Source organism: Sphaerimonospora mesophila (assembly GCF_001417795.1).
GTDB lineage: Bacteria > Actinomycetota > Actinomycetes > Streptosporangiales > Streptosporangiaceae > Sphaerimonospora > Sphaerimonospora mesophila.
Genome location: NZ_BCBX01000031.1, coordinates 660,802 through 677,025, shown reverse-complemented (window position 1 = coordinate 677,025; position 16,224 = coordinate 660,802). Strand labels below are relative to the sequence as shown.

At 69.7% G+C, this 16,224-nt stretch carries 12 protein-coding genes; 10 read left to right on the top strand and 2 right to left on the bottom strand.

Annotated features, from left to right (window positions below; genetic code table 11):
- Positions 1 to 60 precede the first annotated feature (60 nt).
- The 7 genes from betA to AP234_RS07405 all read left to right on the top strand — a co-directional run bounded on the left by betA (position 61) and on the right by AP234_RS07405 (position 9,958).
- Positions 61 to 1,716 (top strand): choline dehydrogenase, encoded by a 1,656-nt coding sequence (gene betA, locus AP234_RS07435; protein WP_055478755.1) that lies wholly within the window; start codon positions 61 to 63, stop codon positions 1,714 to 1,716.
- A 9-nt stretch (positions 1,717 to 1,725) separates the two neighbouring features.
- Positions 1,726 to 2,526 (top strand): IclR family transcriptional regulator, encoded by an 801-nt coding sequence (locus AP234_RS07430; RefSeq protein WP_055478754.1) that lies wholly within the window; start codon positions 1,726 to 1,728, stop codon positions 2,524 to 2,526.
- Between the two features lie 113 nt (positions 2,527 to 2,639).
- The gene (locus AP234_RS07425) at positions 2,640 to 4,118 is read left to right on the top strand and encodes an aldehyde dehydrogenase family protein (RefSeq protein ID WP_055478753.1); all 1,479 of its coding nucleotides are present in this window, start codon (positions 2,640 to 2,642) and stop codon (positions 4,116 to 4,118) included.
- Positions 4,119 to 4,131: 13 nt separating this feature from the next.
- Positions 4,132 to 5,316, top strand: a complete 1,185-nt coding sequence (locus tag AP234_RS07420; protein ID WP_083501853.1) for a quaternary amine ABC transporter ATP-binding protein — start codon at positions 4,132 to 4,134, stop codon at positions 5,314 to 5,316.
- Positions 5,316 to 7,325, top strand: coding sequence for an ABC transporter permease subunit (locus AP234_RS07415; protein WP_083501852.1), 2,010 nt, complete (start codon positions 5,316 to 5,318; stop codon positions 7,323 to 7,325). Before AP234_RS07420 ends, AP234_RS07415 begins: the two co-directional genes overlap by 1 nt.
- 27 nt (positions 7,326 to 7,352) lie before the next feature.
- The gene (locus AP234_RS07410) at positions 7,353 to 8,348 is read left to right on the top strand and encodes an ABC transporter substrate-binding protein (RefSeq protein WP_055478752.1); all 996 of its coding nucleotides are present in this window, start codon (positions 7,353 to 7,355) and stop codon (positions 8,346 to 8,348) included.
- A gap of 650 nt (positions 8,349 to 8,998) precedes the next feature.
- Complete coding sequence (locus tag AP234_RS07405; protein ID WP_055478751.1) at positions 8,999 to 9,958, top strand: NucA/NucB deoxyribonuclease domain-containing protein; 960 nt, start codon at positions 8,999 to 9,001, stop codon at positions 9,956 to 9,958.
- Between the two features lie 68 nt (positions 9,959 to 10,026).
- On the opposite strand, the gene AP234_RS07400 is transcribed toward AP234_RS07405, so the two are convergent.
- On the bottom strand, positions 10,027 to 10,737 hold the full coding sequence (locus AP234_RS07400; protein ID WP_152990277.1) for a hypothetical protein: 711 nt from the start codon (positions 10,735 to 10,737) through the stop codon (positions 10,027 to 10,029).
- Between the two features lie 275 nt (positions 10,738 to 11,012).
- Complete coding sequence (locus AP234_RS39135) at positions 11,013 to 11,135, bottom strand: hypothetical protein (protein ID WP_268778020.1); 123 nt, start codon at positions 11,133 to 11,135, stop codon at positions 11,013 to 11,015.
- A 59-nt stretch (positions 11,136 to 11,194) separates the two neighbouring features.
- On the opposite strand from AP234_RS39135, the gene AP234_RS07395 reads away from it, so the two are divergent.
- The 3 genes from AP234_RS07395 to AP234_RS07385 all read left to right on the top strand — a co-directional run bounded on the left by AP234_RS07395 (position 11,195) and on the right by AP234_RS07385 (position 16,210).
- Positions 11,195 to 13,627: a GcvT family protein gene (locus tag AP234_RS07395; protein ID WP_055478749.1), complete on the top strand. Its 2,433-nt coding sequence runs from the start codon at positions 11,195 to 11,197 to the stop codon at positions 13,625 to 13,627.
- 109 nt (positions 13,628 to 13,736) lie between these two features.
- Positions 13,737 to 14,996, top strand: a complete 1,260-nt coding sequence (gene glyA / locus AP234_RS07390; RefSeq protein ID WP_055478748.1) for a serine hydroxymethyltransferase — start codon at positions 13,737 to 13,739, stop codon at positions 14,994 to 14,996.
- Positions 14,993 to 16,210 carry a sarcosine oxidase subunit beta family protein gene (locus tag AP234_RS07385; protein ID WP_055478747.1) on the top strand — a complete coding sequence of 406 codons (1,218 nt, stop codon included), beginning with the start codon at positions 14,993 to 14,995 and terminating at the stop codon, positions 16,208 to 16,210. The genes glyA and AP234_RS07385 overlap by 4 nt, the downstream gene beginning before the upstream one ends.
- Positions 16,211 to 16,224: the final 14 nt, after the last annotated feature.

Below are 16,224 nucleotides of genomic sequence, written 5' to 3'. Positions count from 1 at the left end.
ATGCACGATTCGATACGCTTTTCGGTCAGACAATCGTCGCGCGAGCGAGACGAGGGCAGATTGAGCGCACAACAGTACGACTTCGTCATCGTCGGCGGCGGTTCGGCGGGAAGCGCTCTCGCGAACCGGCTGTCGGCGGACCCCTCCACCCGGGTGCTGGTGCTGGAGGCCGGCCGGTCGGACTTCCGCTGGGACGTCTTCATCCACATGCCGGCGGCGCTGACGTTCCCCATCGGCAGCCGGTTCTACGACTGGCGGTACGAGTCGGAGCCGGAGCCGCACATGCACGGCCGCCGGATCTACCACGCCCGCGGCAAGGTGCTCGGCGGTTCCAGCAGCATCAACGGCATGATCTTCCAGCGCGGCAACCCGCTGGACTACGAGCGCTGGGCCGCCGATCCCGGGATGAAGAACTGGGACTACGCGCACTGCCTGCCGTACTTCAGGCGCATGGAGAACTGCCTGGCCGCCGATGACGGGGATGTCTGGCGTGGCCACGACGGCCCGCTCGCGCTGGAGCGCGGCCCGGCGTCGAGCCCGCTGTTCGGCGCGTTCTTCCAGGCCGTGCAGCAGGCGGGATACAACCTGACCGACGACGTCAACGGCTACCGTCAGGAGGGCTTCGCCCCCTTCGACCGCAATATCCGCTCCGGCCGCCGGCTGTCCGCCGCCCGCGCCTACCTCCATCCCGTGATGAACCGGCCCAATCTGAAGGTCGTGACCCGTGCCTTCGTGACGAAGGTCGTCTTCGAGGGCGGGCGGGCCGTCGGCGTGGACTTCTCCTTGCGGGGCGGGCCGGTGCGCCGGGTGCGGGCCGGTGAGGTCGTCCTGTGCGGCGGCTCCATCAACACGCCCCAGCTCCTCCAGCTGTCCGGCCTGGGCGACGCCGCCGAGCTGGAGGCCCTCGGCGTCGACGTGGTGCACCACCTGCCCGGGGTGGGGGAGAACCTCCAGGACCATCTCGAGGTCTACGTCCAGTACGGCTGCAAGCGGCCGGTGTCCATGCAGCCCTACCTCAAGCGGCGGCACCGCCCGTGGATCGGGGCGCAGTGGCTGTTCCTGCGCGGCGGCCCCGCCGCGACCAACCACTTCGAGGCCGGCGGCTTCGTACGGAGCAACGACGACGTCGACTACCCGAACCTGATGTTCCACTTCCTGCCGATCGCGGTGCGGTACGACGGCTCGTCCCCGTCGGGCGGGCACGGCTACCAGGTGCACGTCGGGCCGATGTACTCCGACGCCCGGGGCACGGTGAAGATCAAGAGCAGGGACCCCCGGGTGCATCCCGCGCTGCGCTTCAACTACCTGTCCACCGACCAGGACCGGCGGGAATGGGTGGAGGCCGTCCGCGTCTCCCGGAACATCCTGAGTCAGCCGGCCTTCGACGAGTTCAACGCGGGCGAGCTGTCTCCCGGGCTGTCGGTGCAGAGCGACGAGGAGATCCTCGACTGGGTGGCCAGGGACGGCGAGACCGCGCTGCATCCCTCCTGCACCGCGAAGATGGGCGTCGACGACATGTCGGTCGTCGACCCCGACAGCATGCGGGTGCACGGCGTCGAGGGGCTGCGGATCGTCGACGCGTCGGTCATGCCGTACGTGACGAACGGCAACATCTACGCGCCGGTGATGATGGTGGCGGAGAAGGCGGCCGACCTGATCCTCGGCAACACCCCGCTGCCACCCGTCGAGGCGGCGTTCTACCGGCACCAAAGATGACCGTCGCGGATGGGTAACGCGCCGGGGGAGAGCGCGGTCCAGTCGGTGGACCGCGCGCTCACCATTCTCAAGCTGCTCGCCCGCGACGGAGAGCTCGGGATCAGTGAGATCGCCGTCGAGCTGGGCGTCCACCGCTCCACCGCCTTCCGCCTGGTGGCGACGCTGGAGAGCCACGATCTCGTCGAGCAGGACAGCGAGCGGGGCAGGTACCGCCTCGGCGTGGGCGTCGTACGGCTGGCCGGGTCGGCCAGCGCCCGCCTCGACCTGGTGCGGGAGAGCCGCTTCGTCACGCCCCGCCTGGCCGCCGACGTCGGCGAGACCGTCAACGTGGCCGTCCTCGTCGGGCGTGAGGCGCTGTATGTCGACCAGACGGCCGGGCCGTCGGCGCTCCAGCTGCACAACTGGGTGGGGCAGCGGATCCCGCTGCACGCCACGTCCAACGGCAAGGTGCTGCTCGCGTACGGGCCCGGCGACCTCGCCGAGGAGGTGGCGGCCGGGCCGCTGAGCCGGTTCACCGCCGCGACGATCACCGATCCCGTACGGCTCGGGGCCGCGCTGGCGGAGGTGCGCGAGCGCGGCTACGCCACCGCCGTCGACGAGCTGGAGGAGGGGCTCACCGCGGTCGCGGCGCCCGTCAGGGGAGCGGACGGCACGGTCATCGCCTCAGTGAGCGCCTCGGGACCGACGTTTCGGATGCCCGAAACCACCCTCGCCGAGGTGGCCGGGCAGGTCATCGCGGCAGCTCGGGAGATCTCGCAACGCATGGGTTGTTACTCGACAGTGTCCGTAAAAAACCGGACATCGACTTGACTAAAGCCGACGAGGGGTCAATTCTGTTTCTCCATAAGCAAACAGGTGCGTATTGCGCAACTGAGTGACGACGCGGAGCGCGCCTGTGACCCCAACCGGAAGGCACGCTGCCCGTGGCAGACCTCTTCATCGACGGCGCCTGGACAGATCCAGTCGAGGGCGGACGCCGTACGATCCACTGCCCCGCTGACGGATCCCTCGTCGCGACCGTCTCGGAGGGCACGCGGGCGGACACGGAGGCCGCGATCGCGGCGGCCCGCCGGGCCTTCGACGAGGGCCCCTGGCCGCTGACCCCGGCCCGCGAGCGCGGGCGACTGCTGCTCCGCGTCGCCGACCTGCTGGCCAGGGACAAGAAGGAGTTCGCCCGGGCCGAGTCGCTGGACACCGGCAAGCGGCTCGTCGAGAGCGAGTACGACCTCGACGACGTGATCGCCTGCTTCCGCTACTTCGGCGGGATCGCCGGCACCGACGCGGGCCGGGTCGTCGACACCGGCCGCGACGACGCCGTGAGCCAGATCGTGTACGAACCGCTCGGCGTGTGCGGCCTCATCACCCCCTGGAACTACCCGCTGCTGCAGACCTCGTGGAAGGTCGCCCCCGCGCTCGCGGCGGGCAACACGTTCGTGCTCAAGCCGAGCGAGCTCACCCCGAGCACCGCGATCATTCTGATGCGGACGCTGGATGAGGCGGGTCTGCCCGCCGGTGTCGCCAACCTGGTGCTCGGCGCCGGGCCGCAGGCGGGGGCGCCGCTCGCCGAGCATCCCGCCGTGGACATGGTGTCGTTCACCGGGGGCCTGGCGACCGGCCGGCGCGTCATGGCCGCCGCTGCCGCGACCGTCAAGCGGGTCGCGCTCGAACTTGGCGGCAAGAACCCCAACATCGTCTTCGCCGACGCCGACTTCGAGACCGCGGTCGACTTCGCGCTCACCGCGGTCTTCCTGCACTCCGGCCAGGTCTGCTCGGCCGGGGCGCGGCTGCTCGTCGAGGACTCCCTGCACGACGCCTTCGTCGACGAGGTGGTGCGGCGGGCCGAGCGGATCCGACTCGGCGGGCCGTTCGACCCCGAGGCGCAGACCGGGCCGCTGATCTCCGCTGAGCACCTGGCCAAGGTCGAGGACTACGTCGCAGCGGGCCTCGCCGAGGGCGCGGTGCTGCGCTGCGGCGGCGGCCGGCCGGACGCCCCGGACCTGGCCGGCGGTCACTACTACCGGCCGACCGTGCTGGACGGGTGCCGCCGCGACATGCGGGTGGTCCGCGAGGAGTCCTTCGGGCCGGTCCTCACTGTCGAGCGCTTCAGCGGCGAGGACGAGGCGGTCGAGCTGGGCAACGACACCGACTACGGCCTGGCCGGCGCGGTGTGGACCACCGACGCGGGCAGGGCCCGGCGGGTCGCCGCCCGGCTCAGGCACGGCACGGTCTGGATCAACGACTACCACCCCTACGTCCCGCAGGCGGAGTGGGGCGGATTCAAGCAGTCGGGCATCGGCCGCGAGCTCGGCCCCACGGGCCTCGACGAGTACCGAGAGATCAAGCACATCTGGCAGAACATCCGCCCCCGGCCCCAGCGGTGGTTCCCGGATTTCCCTCACTAGCCGAAGGGTGGCCATGGCCGCACCGTCACTGACCGCGAAGTCCTCCCCGCCGGCCACCGCGCCCGGCGCCGACGACCCCCCGATCCTCGACGTCCGCGGACTGTGGAAGGTCTTCGGCCCGCGCGCGGATCGCGTCGTCGGCACCCCGCTGGCCGAGCTGTCCCGCGCGGAGCTCAAACAGCGGACGGGATGCGTGGCCGCGGTCCGGGACGTCTCCTTCTCGGTACGGCGTGGCGAGGTGTTCGTCGTCATGGGCCTGTCCGGATCGGGCAAGTCGACGCTGGTGCGCTGCCTCACCCGGCTGGTCGAGCCGACCGCCGGGCAGGTGCGGCTCGACGACGAGGACGTGCTCGGCTGCGGGGAGCGCAGACTACGCGAGCTGCGCCGGCACCGCTTCGGCATGGTGTTCCAGCACTTCGGCCTGCTGCCGCATCGGCGGGTGCTGGACAACGTCGCGTACGGCCTGGAGATCCGCGGCACGAAGAAGGACGACCGCTACGAGCGGGCCAGGGAGGTCCTGGAGCTGGTGGGGCTCGCCGGGTTCGAGGGGTCCTTTCCCGACCAGCTCTCCGGCGGCATGCAGCAGCGCGTCGGCCTGGCCCGGGCGCTCGCCGTCGACCCCGAGGTGCTCTTCTTCGACGAGCCGTTCTCCGCGCTCGACCCGCTGATCCGCCGCGAGATGCAGAACGAGGTCATCCGCCTGCACCGCGAGGTCGGCAAGACCATGATCTTCATCACCCACGACCTGAGTGAGGCGCTCAAGCTGGGCGACCGCATCCTCATCATGCGCGACGGCGCGCTCGTCCAGATGGGCACCCCCGACCAGGTGGTCGGCGCGCCGGCGGACGACTACGTGCGGGACTTCGTCAGCGACGTGCCCAGGTCCGACGTGCTGACGCTGCCGTGGATCATGCGGGATCCCCGTCCCGGTGAGCCGCTCGACGGGCCGGAGCTCGCCCCCGACACGGTGATCCGCGACGCGGCCAGGACCGTCCTGTCCGCCGGCCGCCCGGTCAAGGTCGTCTCCGGCGGAGCCCTGCTCGGCGTGGTCACCACGGCGGAGATCCTCGAGGTGATCGCCGGCCCGGACCCGGACACCACCCAGGACACCACCCCGGATGCCGCCTCGGATCCGGACCCGGACCCGGACGGCCCGGATCCTGTCGCCACGGACCGGGACGAGGACGGGCGGTCCTGATGGCGGCAGTGCCCACCACCGCGACCGCCGCCACCGGCGCGGCCGCTCCCGGCCGCGCGGGGTGGCTGCGCGGGCGCTACCTGACCGTCATCGTTCTCGCGGCCTGGGTGGCGCTGTGGGCCCTGCTCAGGGGCCGCGACACGCTCGCGCTCGGCGGCGCGGAGCTCACTCCGCTGCACACCCGGCTCAGCGAGGGCATGGACGCGATCGACGCCGGGCGGAACAGCAACCCGCTGTTCCTGTACTTCATCAACTACATCCGGCTGTTCATCGACGAGTCGGTCACCTTCGTACAGGCGCTGATCAGCCGGCCGTCGTTCGGACGGCCGGTCCCGGTCATCGGCTGGCTCGGCGTGACCGGCATCGCCACGGCCGTCGCGCTGCTGTACGGCAACCGCCGTACGGCCCTGCTGACCGCCGCCGGGTTCGCGTCGTTCGGCCTGCTCGGTCTGTGGGAGGAGAGCATGGACACGCTCGCCCTCACGCTGACCGCAGTCGTGCTGGCCCTCGCCGTCGGCATCCCCCTCGGCGTCTGGGCGGGTCTCAGCGACCGGGTCAACCGGTTTCTCACGCCGGTGCTGGACTTCATGCAGACGATGCCGACCTTCGTCTACCTGGCCCCGCTCACGCTGTTCTTCCTGATCGGCCCGGCCAGCGGCACCGTCGCGACGATGATCTACGCGACCCCGCCGGTGATCCGCATCACCGCGCACGGCATCCGGGAGATCCCGGTCAGCACGCTGGAGGCGAGCACCTCGCTCGGCTCGACCCGCGCGCAGGCGCTGCGCAAGGTACGGCTCCCGCTGGCCAAGCGGACGATCATCGTGGGGGCCAACCAGACCATCATGGCCGCCCTGTCCATGGTCACGATCGCCGCCCTGATCGACGCGCCCGGCCTGGGCAAGACCGTGCTGAAGGCACTGCAGACCCTCGACGTGGGCACCGCGTTCAACGCCGGGCTGGCCATCGTGATCATGGCGATCGTGCTCGACCGCGTCACCTCGGCCGCCGGCCGGCGGGTCGAGGCCGAGCGCAGGTCGGGCAGGGCACGCGGCACGCGGGCGCGGCGGATCGAGGCGGGCCTGGTCCTCGCCGCCACCGCCGTGCTGGTCTACCTCTCGCACGTCTACGTCTGGGCGGCCGAGTTCCCCGGCGGGGCCGGCCTGGGCTCGTACGTGAAACAGGGCGCGGGGGCGGCGAGCCAGTGGGCGCAGGACACGCTCGTCACGTACACGGACGCGCTGAAGAACCTGATCACCTACGGGCTGCTCAACCCGTTCCAGTCGCTGCTGGCCGGCTCGCCGTGGTGGCTGGTGGCCCTGGTCGTTGTCGCGCTCGCGCTGCTGCTGGCCGGAGCGCGGGCCGCCATCGTCGCCGGGGTGTCGCTCGTGCTGCTGGTGCTGCTCGGCCTGTGGCACGACAGCATGGTGACGCTGGCCACCACGCTGGTGGCCACCCTGATCGTGATGGTCCTCGGCGTGGTGGCCGGGGTGTGGATGGGACGCAGCGCCCGGGTCGACCAGGTGCTGCGCCCGGTGCTCGACGCGGGTCAGACCATGCCGGCCTTCGTCTATCTCGTCCCGATCCTGGGGCTGTTCGGCGCGACCCGGTTCACGGCCATCATCGCCGCCGTGGCGTTCGCGGCGCCGGTGTCGATCAAGCTGGTGGCCGAGGCCGTACGCGGCGTGTCGCCGACAGCGGTGGAGGCGGCGACGGCGGGCGGGTCCAGCACCTGGCAGCTCATCGCCAAGGTCCAGCTCCCCATGGCCCGCGCCGGGATCACGCTCGCGGCCAGCCAGGGCCTGATCTACGTGCTGTCGATGGTCGTCATCGGCGGCCTCGTCGGGGCCGGCGCGCTCGGATACGACGTGGTGGCCGGGTTCTCGCAGTACCAGTTGCGGGGCAAGGGGCTGGCCGCCGGGCTGGCGATCGTCGTGCTCGGCATCATGCTCGACCGGATCATGCGGGCGGCGGCGCAGCGCGCGGCCGCGCGTCCGGCACCTCACTGAATGAAATCAACGGGTCTGGAGGACCTCATGGCAGTTTCCTGGATCGCCGGCCTGCGCGCGTGCGCGGTCGTGGCCGGCGCCGCCCTCCTGCTCTCCGGGTGCGGGGGAGCGAAGGTGGGCGAGGACACCGGCGCCCAGGCCTCGGGCGACGGCGGCGGCAAGTCGGCGTGCGGCACGTTCAACCTGGCGGTCAACCCGTGGGTCGGCTATGAGGCGAACGCCGCGGTGATCGCCCACGTCGCCGAGAAGGAGCTCGGCTGCAACGTCGTCAAGAAGGACCTCAAGGAGGAGGTGGCCTGGCAGGGGTTCGCCACCGGAGAGGTGGACGCGATCGTCGAGAACTGGGGCCACGAAGACCTCAAGAAGAAGTACATCGACGAGCAGAAGGTCGCGGTGGCGGTCGGCCCGACCGGCAACAAGGGCGTCATCGGCTGGTTCGTGCCGCCGTGGATGGCCGAGAAGTACCCCGACATCACCGACTGGAAGAACCTCAACAAGTACGCCGACCTGTTCAAGACGTCGGAGTCGGGCGGCAAGGGCCAGCTGCTGGACGGCGACCCGTCGTTCGTGACCAACGACGAGGCGCTGGTCAAGAACCTGAAGCTGGACTTCAAGGTGGTCTACGCCGGCAGCGAGGCGGCTCTGATCACGGCGTTCCGCCAGGCGGAGAAGCAGAAGACCCCGCTCATCGGCTACTTCTACGACCCGCAGTGGTTCATGTCCGAGGTGAAGCTGGTGAAGGTCGACCTGCCCGAGTGGACCGAGGGCTGCGATGCCGACGCCGCCAAGGTGGCCTGCGACTACCCCGTGTACGACCTCGACAAGATCGTCAGCAAGAAGTTCGCCGACTCGGGCAGCCCCGCCTACGAGCTCGTCAAGAACTTCAACTGGACCAACGACGACCAGAACGTCGTGTCCAAGTACATCTCCGAGGACGGCATGACGGCCGAGCAGGCGGCCGAGAAGTGGGTCGCCGACAACCCCGACAAGATCAAGGCCTGGCTGCCCGCCGCGGCCGGCTGAGCTCGAGCCGCCCTCCCTCCGCGGCTCGACGCGCCCGGGGCCGGTCGTTTCGCCGACCGGCCCCGGGCACTACTTTTTAGGACGCCGCATCTGCTGTCGATCGGTCCCTATGAACGGCTGGGGGAGTTGTTCACCGTCGCCGCCGGCGTACGCGACGTGGCCGCCGGGCGTCTGCGTCCTACACCGCTGTCGAGATCGGTTCGCTCCCCAAAATGATCACGGCCTCGATGATCGCCCCTATGCGGCCACCCTCCCGGCCGCCCACTCCACGGAGATCACGACCTTCGGCCGTCGTGACGGAGCAGGGCTTTCCCATTACTAAAAATGATCTTTACTTTTATAGCTTCCTTATGTCATGATCACTCCGGTCCGCTGCAGGCGTCAACGGCGCCTGGACCACCTGGCACACCGCCACGATCAATACCGCCGGTGGAGGCCAGCCCATTCCCAGCGGCGAGCGGGCGACCCAGTCCACTGTTGCTGCCGCGGACAGTTTCGATCTGGAGCACATCTCGACAGAGACCTGCCGGGACGAAGGCTGGAAGGGTTTCCCACCCCAACCCATTCTCCACGACCAATATCGGCCCTTCACGTGGTGCTACACCTGGACCTACGGGGTCGTCCTCTTTCACAAGGTCATCGTCGATGGCGTGAAGGTGAAAATCCCTGCGGGATTCACGCAGTTCACCGCCACCACGGTGATTCTCACTCGCATCGGCAACTACTTAACCCAGGCCTGGGATGACCCCAGCAGACACAGCCGCGACATCGACGTCTGGTACAAGATCGAACCCGAGGGTCTCAGCATCAACGACAACGGCATCATGCTGAACGCCAACATCACGACGGCGGGCGACCCCGGTCCTGGCGTCTGTGCCGTCGACGGGCCCTCTTCCAGAAATGCGTCGCGCGCGGCCTGGAAGTTGAACCCCTACGCACACTTCAAAATCAAGTCCCGTACCACCGACAGCAGCGGACCCGACCGGGTCGGCACCTGCAAGATAGGCCCGTACATCGAAGTCGGGGGATATCTCAACGGCAAGCGCCTGAAGGATGAGGACGTCAAGAACTTTTGCAAGGAGCCGGAGGTGATGTGCGACACCTCGCCCAGGTATCGGACCCATTACGGGGGCTGCATTTTAGGCAAGGGGAACAGGTTCATCACCTACTACGAAAAGAGCGTGAAACACGGGGAGGTCGCTGGTCACATCAAAAGCGCCTTCGCCAACACCAACAAGGTGATCCCGGGAGACTTCCTGGAGTACATCGTAAGCGGTGTCAGGGGCCGCGGCGCTCCGCTGCACAGGATCTGGGATGAAGACAACAACCCTCTCTACGCGGAGAACACCAGGGAGAAGGATAGGGCGTGTGCGCTGATCACGAGGCCAGCCGGGTACCAATGCGATGAGCACCCCTTCGCCAGTGCCTACGAAGGAGCCGGAAGGGACTACGCCGGGAAGCTCACGGCGAATATCAGCTACAAGTACGTGTCGCAGCCGCACAACGGCAGTGCGGGCACGTCCTTGAGATGGTTCTACCAGCGATACAGGCTTCTTGAGGAAGACCCCTTTTGGGTTCTCATCTCCCCAGGTGCGGAGCCTACGTCGTAGGCTGACACCGCTTTTCCAGAACGGGCGTCGCCGGCTTCATCGGTGGCATGGAGCTGGCGACGCGAGCCTCAGCTCTGCGACGGGCGGCCCATGAAGTGGGCGAACTCGGCATCGCTCATAGCTGGTAACGGGCTGGCGATGGTGAATCCCGCATCGGGCGAATCCGGCCTTTCGACATCCGCTGGAAAGGTGGCGCCCGAAATGCGTTCCATGAGAGTGACGCAGGCGTACTTGTGCCGGGGAATGGTGCGCCGACCCGACCTCGAACCCCTCCCGGACTGCTGTGTCGCGACCGTAAGAGGGCTGAAGTCCAGGTCGTGCAGGTACGGGTCGACCGCCCCGGTATTCCAGCCGCAGCGGGCGGACGGGTCGGCTCTGTTGAAGTCATAAGGGTCGAACCCGACGTCCAGTCTCCCGTTCGCGGCGTAGGCGAAGTAGGTCAGCGATGCACCCGCAGCGTGCCATGGGTCCATCCTGGAGTAGGTCTTCGCCCACGGGAGGAGCGAGATTCCCCACACCACACAGACGGCCAGATGGCCATGGCGTGACAGGGCGCTCATGACCTCTTGGCGGGCACATTCGTACCCGTAGTAGGGCTGTGCGATCAGGATCCCGTCGCCCCAGCGGATGATGGTGGCGGTGCTCGGGCTGAGAGCCTCTGGGGAACGGTAGTCCACCGCTAAAGGGACTCCGCCGATCAGCGACGCGACAGTCTCAACGTCGTCGTGGGTTGTGAACGTGGTGCAGAAATCCGCAACGACGGAGAGATCCAGTGTCACGCGTTCCACTCCCTGGGCCCTATCGTCGCGCTCCATCATGATATCCACCGCAGGTCTGGAAATTGGGGGCTATCTCGCCCAAACGCGCCGACCGAGTCCCTTGTCACCTACCTCACGCCACTGACGGCAGGCAGGTCCTCAGAATATTCAATCAGAGGAAAATCCGTGGAGCCGGACGAGAGCATTAGTTAGTTCGGCATTGGCGCTGATCGGACGGATCACAGTAACAGCCGTGGCCGCCGACTGGCTCGAGGCGTTGCACTCTCGCATCAGACCTACCTCTTGAGCCGCGCGCAGGTGATCGTCTCGCCCTGGTCGTGGACCGCCACTTCCTTGGCTTCCTGCTCGCCGCTGGCGGGCGGAATCTCGTTCTTGACACTCGGCGGGCTGCGCGTCACGCTTGTTGCGTTGGGCGCATGATGTTGCATTATGCGCAACCTCTCGCCTGGAGGTGGGAATGACGGGCCCCCGCGTCGTCATCATCGGAGCCGGTGTCGTCGGGGCAGCGCTCGCCGACGAGCTGTCCGCCCGTGGCTGGTCGGACATCACCGTCGTCGACCAGGGCCCCGTGCCCGCGACCGGGGGATCCTCGTCCCACGCCCCCGGGCTGGTCTTCCAGATCAACGCGTCGAAGACCATGGCCGAGTTCGCCCGCTACACCGTCGAGAAGCTCGGCGCGCTCGACCTGGACGGCGAGCCCTGCTTCCGCCAGGTCGGCGGACTGGAGGTGGCGACCACCCCCGAGCGGCTCGCCGAGCTGCACCGCCGCCACGGCTGGGCCACGGCCTGGGGGATCGAGTCCCGGCTGCTGACCCCGGAGGAGTGCGCCGAGCGCCATCCCCTCGTCGACCCCGACGTGGTGCTCGGCGGCCTGCTCATCCCCACCGACGGCCTGGCCAGGGCCGTACACGCGGTCGAGGCCCAGCTCCGGGCGGCCCGCTCCCGCGGCGTGCGGGTCCTGGAACGGCACGAGGTGCTGGACGTGCGGACCGAGGACGGCCGCGTGACCGGGGTGGTGACCGACCACGGCGAGCTCGCCGCCGACATCGTGGTGTGCTGCGCCGGCATCTGGGGGCCGCGGATCGCCCGCATGGTCGGGCTGCCCCTGCCGCTCACCCCGCTCGCCCACCAGCTCGCCTGGACCGGCCCCGTGCCGGCCCTGGCCGGACGTACGGACGAGGCGACGCTGCCGATCCTGCGGCACCAGGACGCCGACCTCTACTACCGGCAGCGCTTCGACGGCCTCGGCATCGGCTACTACGGGCACCGGCCCATGCCGGTCGACCCCGACGACATCGTCTCCGTGGACAAGGCCGAGGTCATGCCGTCGGTGCTCACCTTCACCCCCGGCGACTTCGCCCCCGCCTGGGCCGAGACGCACCGGCTGCTGCCCGCCACCGCGGCCGCCGAGATCACCGAGGGCATCAACGGGCTGTTCTCGTTCACCACCGACCAGATGCCGCTGATGGGGGAGGCCCCGGACGTCAAGGGCTTCTGGGTCGCCGAGGCGGTGTGGGTCACCCACTCGGCGGGCGTCGGCCGGGCGATGGCCGAGTGGCTGGTCGACGGCCACTGCTCGTCCTTCGACCTGCACGAGTGCGACCTGAGCCGCTTCGAGCCCCACCAGCTCGCGCCCGACTACGTGCTGGCCCGCGACTGCCAGAACTACGTCGAGGTCTACGACATCCTCCACCCGCTCCAGCCGATGGAGGAGCCCCGGCCGCTGCGCCTGAGCCCGTTCCACTCGCGCCAGCGGGAGCTGGACGCCTTCTTCCTCGAGGCGTCCGGCTGGGAGCGCCCGCAGTGGTACGGCGCCAACGCCCGCCTGCTGGACGGGCGGGACATCCCGGTGCCGAACGACTGGGCGGCCCGCTACTGGTCGCCGATCGTCGGCGCGGAGGCCCTGGCCTCCCGCGAGTCCGTGGCCCTCTACGACATGACCGCGCTGAAGCGGATCGAGGTCTCCGGCCCCGGCGCGGTGGCCTTCCTCCAGCGCCTGACCACCGGCGACGTGGACAAGTCGGTCGGCTCTGTGACGTACTGCCTGCTGCTCGACGTCGACGGCGGCATCCGCAGCGACATCACCGTGGCCAGGCTCGGCCGCGACCTGTTCCAGGTCGGCGCCAACGGCAACCTCGACCTCGACTGGCTGCACCGGCACGCGGACGACACGGTCGTGATCCGCGACGTCACGGCCGGCACCTGCTGCGTCGGGGTGTGGGGACCGCTCGCCCGCGACCTCGTCCAGCCGCTCGCCGACGCGGACTTCTCCAACGAGGGCTTCCGCTACTTCCGCGCCAAGCGCGCCCACATCGGGGCGGTCCCGGTCACCGCGCTGCGGCTGTCGTACATCGGCGAGCTCGGCTGGGAGCTCTACACCACGGCGGACATGGGGGCCAGGCTGTGGGACACGCTCTGGGCGGCCGGCCGGGAGTACGGGATCATCGCGGGCGGCCGGGGGGCGTTCACCAGCCTGCGGCTGGAGAAGGGCTACCGCTCCTTCGGCACCGACATGACCTTCGAGCACGATCCGTACGAGGCCGGGCTCGGCTTCGCCGTCAAGATGGACAAGGGCGACTTCATCGGCCGCGCCGCGCTGGCGGAGCGGGCCGCGTCGATCCGCCGCAGGCTCACCTGCCTGACCATCGACGACCCGGCCGATGTCGTGATGGGCCGGGAGCCGGTGTACGACGGCGCGACCTGCGTCGGGTACGTCACCAGCGCCGGGTTCGGCTACACGATCGGCAAGGGCATCGCCTACGCCTGGCTGCCCGCCGAGCTGGCCACCCCGGGCCGGGCGCTCGACATCGGCTACTTCGACCGGAGGGTGGCCGCCATCGTGGCCGAGGAGCCTCTGTACGATCCCGCGATGCGGCGTCTTCGCGCATGAGGATCTTCGAGTGCGAGGGCCGCCGCGCATGCGGGGCTCCCAGGGCTCCGCACCCGAGGCGCTCCGTGCGCACCACGCGTAGAAAGGCTGGAAACCGGTGACAGAACCGATGATCGACACACCGCTCGCCGAGGTCGACCCCGAGATCGCCGCCGCGATCGGCGACGAGCTGCGCCGCCAGCGGACCACGCTGGAGATGATCGCGTCGGAGAACTTCGCCCCCGTCTCGGTGATGACGGCGCAGGGCTCGGTGCTCACCAACAAGTACGCGGAGGGCTACCCGGGCAGGCGCTACTACGGCGGCTGCGAGCACGTCGACGTGGTCGAGGCGCTCGCCATCGACCGGGTCAAGGAGCTGTTCGGCGCGCAGGCCGCCAACGTGCAGCCCCACTCGGGCGCGCAGGCCAACGCCGCGACGATGGCCGCGCTGCTGGAGCCGGGCGACACGATCCTCGGGCTCGACCTGGCGCACGGCGGCCACCTCACCCACGGCATGCGGATCAACTTCTCCGGCAGGCTCTACAACGTGGTCGCCTACCACGTCCGGCGCGAGGACAACCTCGTCGACATGGACGAGGTGGAACGGCTGGCCCGCGAGCACCGGCCCAAGCTGATCATCGCGGGGTGGTCGGCCTACCCCCGCCACCTCGACTTCGCGGCCTTCCGGCGGATCGCCGACGAGGTCGGCGCCTACCTCATGGTCGACATGGCGCACTTCGCCGGTCTGGTCGCCGCCGGGCTGCACCCCTCGCCCGTGCCGCACGCCCACGTGGTGACCACGACCACCCACAAGACGCTCGGCGGGCCGCGCGGCGGGGTGATCCTGTCGACCGAGGAGCTGGCCAAGAAGATCAACTCCGCGGTGTTCCCCGGACAGCAGGGCGGCCCGCTCGAACACGTGATCGCCGCCAAGGCCGTCTCCTTCAAGGTCGCGGCGGGCGAGTGGTTCCGCGACCGCCAGCGGCGCACGCTCGAGGGAGCGCGGATCCTCGCCGACCGGCTGCTCGCCGCCGACGTCGCCGGGGCGGGCGTACGCGTCCTCACCGGCGGCACCGACGTCCACCTCGTGCTGGTCGACCTGCGCGAGTCCGAGCTGGACGGCAGGCAGGCCGAGGACCGGCTGCACGAGGCGGGCATCACGGTCAACCGCAACGCCGTGCCGTTCGACCCCCGGCCGCCGATGGTCACCTCCGGCCTGCGGATCGGCACGCCGGCCCTGGCCACCCGCGGGTTCGCCCGCTCCGAGTTCGAGGAGGTCTCCGACGTGATCGCGCAGGTGCTCAAGCCCGGCGCCGACCTGGCCGCGCTGCGCGAGCGGGTCGGGGCCCTCGCGGCCAAGCATCCCCTCTACCCGGAACTGACCCGATGACAGAGAGTTCGCCGGACCACCCGGACCGGCTGTGGGCCGCCGCCGAGCCGAAGCGCTCGTACGACGTGGTGATCGTCGGCGGCGGCGGCCACGGCCTCGCGACCGCCTACTATCTGGCGAAAAATCATGGCATCACGAACGTCGCGGTGCTGGAGCGCGGCTGGCTCGCCGGCGGCAACATGGCGCGCAACACGACGATCATCCGGTCCAACTACCTGTGGGACGAGAGCGCGGGCATCTACGAACACGCGCTCAAGCTCTGGGAGGGGCTCGAGGACGATCTCGGCTACCCGCTGCTGTTCAGCCAGCGCGGCGTGCTCAACCTCGCCCACAGCCTCCAGGACGTGCGCGACGGAGTCCGCCGCGTGCACGCCAACCGGCTCAACGGGGTCGACGCCGAGTGGCTCGGACCGGAGCAGGTCAAGGAGGTCTGCCCGATCGTCGACGTCTCCCCGGACGTGCGCTATCCCGTGCTCGGCGCGACGTACCAGCCGCGCGCCGGCATCGCCAAGCACGACTACGTGGCGTGGGGGTTCGCCCGCGCCGCCGCGGCGTACGGCGTGGACCTGATCGAGAACTGCGAGGTCACCGGGCTGGACGTGCGCGACGGCCGGGTGACCGGGGTGCGGACCACCCGGGGGCCGATCGCGGCGGGCCGGGTCGCGCTGTGCGCGGCCGGGCACTCGTCGGTGGTCGCCGCGATGGCCGGGGTGGCGCTGCCGCTGCAGAGCCATCCGCTGCAGGCGCTGGTGTCGGAGCTGCTGGAGCCGGTGCACCCGACCGTGGTCATGTCCAACGCGGTGCACGTCTACGTCAGCCAGGCCCACAAGGGGGAGCTGGTCATGGGGGCGGGCATCGACGCGCCCAACTCCTACCGCCAGCGCGGGGCGTTCCACGTCATCGAGCGGCAGATGTCGGCCGCGCTGGAGCTGTTCCCGATCTTCGCGCGCGCCCACGTGCTGCGGACGTGGGGCGGCGTGGTCGACGTCACCCCAGACGCATCGCCGATCGTCGGGCTCACCGGAGTCGACGGCCTGTACGTCAACTGCGGCTGGGGCACCGGCGGGTTCAAGGCCACCCCCGGGGTCGGCTGGTGCTACGCCCACACGATCGCGCACGGCGAGCCGCATCCGCTGAGCGCCCCCTTCTCCCTCGACCGATTCACCACCGGGGCGCTCGTCGACGAGCACGGCGCCGCCGCCGTCGCCCACTGATTCCGCTTGCCGTG

What these genes read in the sequence shown, in the direction of transcription:
- AP234_RS07430 (WP_055478754.1), top strand. Translation starts at nt 1,726, where the DNA reads ATGGGTAACGCGCCGGGGGAGAGCGCGGTCCAGTCGGTGGACCGCGCG.
- AP234_RS07420 (WP_083501853.1), top strand. Translation starts at nt 4,132, where the DNA reads ATGGCCGCACCGTCACTGACCGCGAAGTCCTCCCCGCCGGCCACCGCG.
- AP234_RS07415 (WP_083501852.1), top strand. Translation starts at nt 5,316, where the DNA reads ATGGCGGCAGTGCCCACCACCGCGACCGCCGCCACCGGCGCGGCCGCT.
- AP234_RS07410 (WP_055478752.1), top strand. Translation starts at nt 7,353, where the DNA reads ATGGCAGTTTCCTGGATCGCCGGCCTGCGCGCGTGCGCGGTCGTGGCC.
- AP234_RS07395 (WP_055478749.1), top strand. Translation starts at nt 11,195, where the DNA reads ATGACGGGCCCCCGCGTCGTCATCATCGGAGCCGGTGTCGTCGGGGCA.
- glyA (WP_055478748.1), top strand. Translation starts at nt 13,737, where the DNA reads ATGATCGACACACCGCTCGCCGAGGTCGACCCCGAGATCGCCGCCGCG.
- AP234_RS07385 (WP_055478747.1), top strand. Translation starts at nt 14,993, where the DNA reads ATGACAGAGAGTTCGCCGGACCACCCGGACCGGCTGTGGGCCGCCGCC.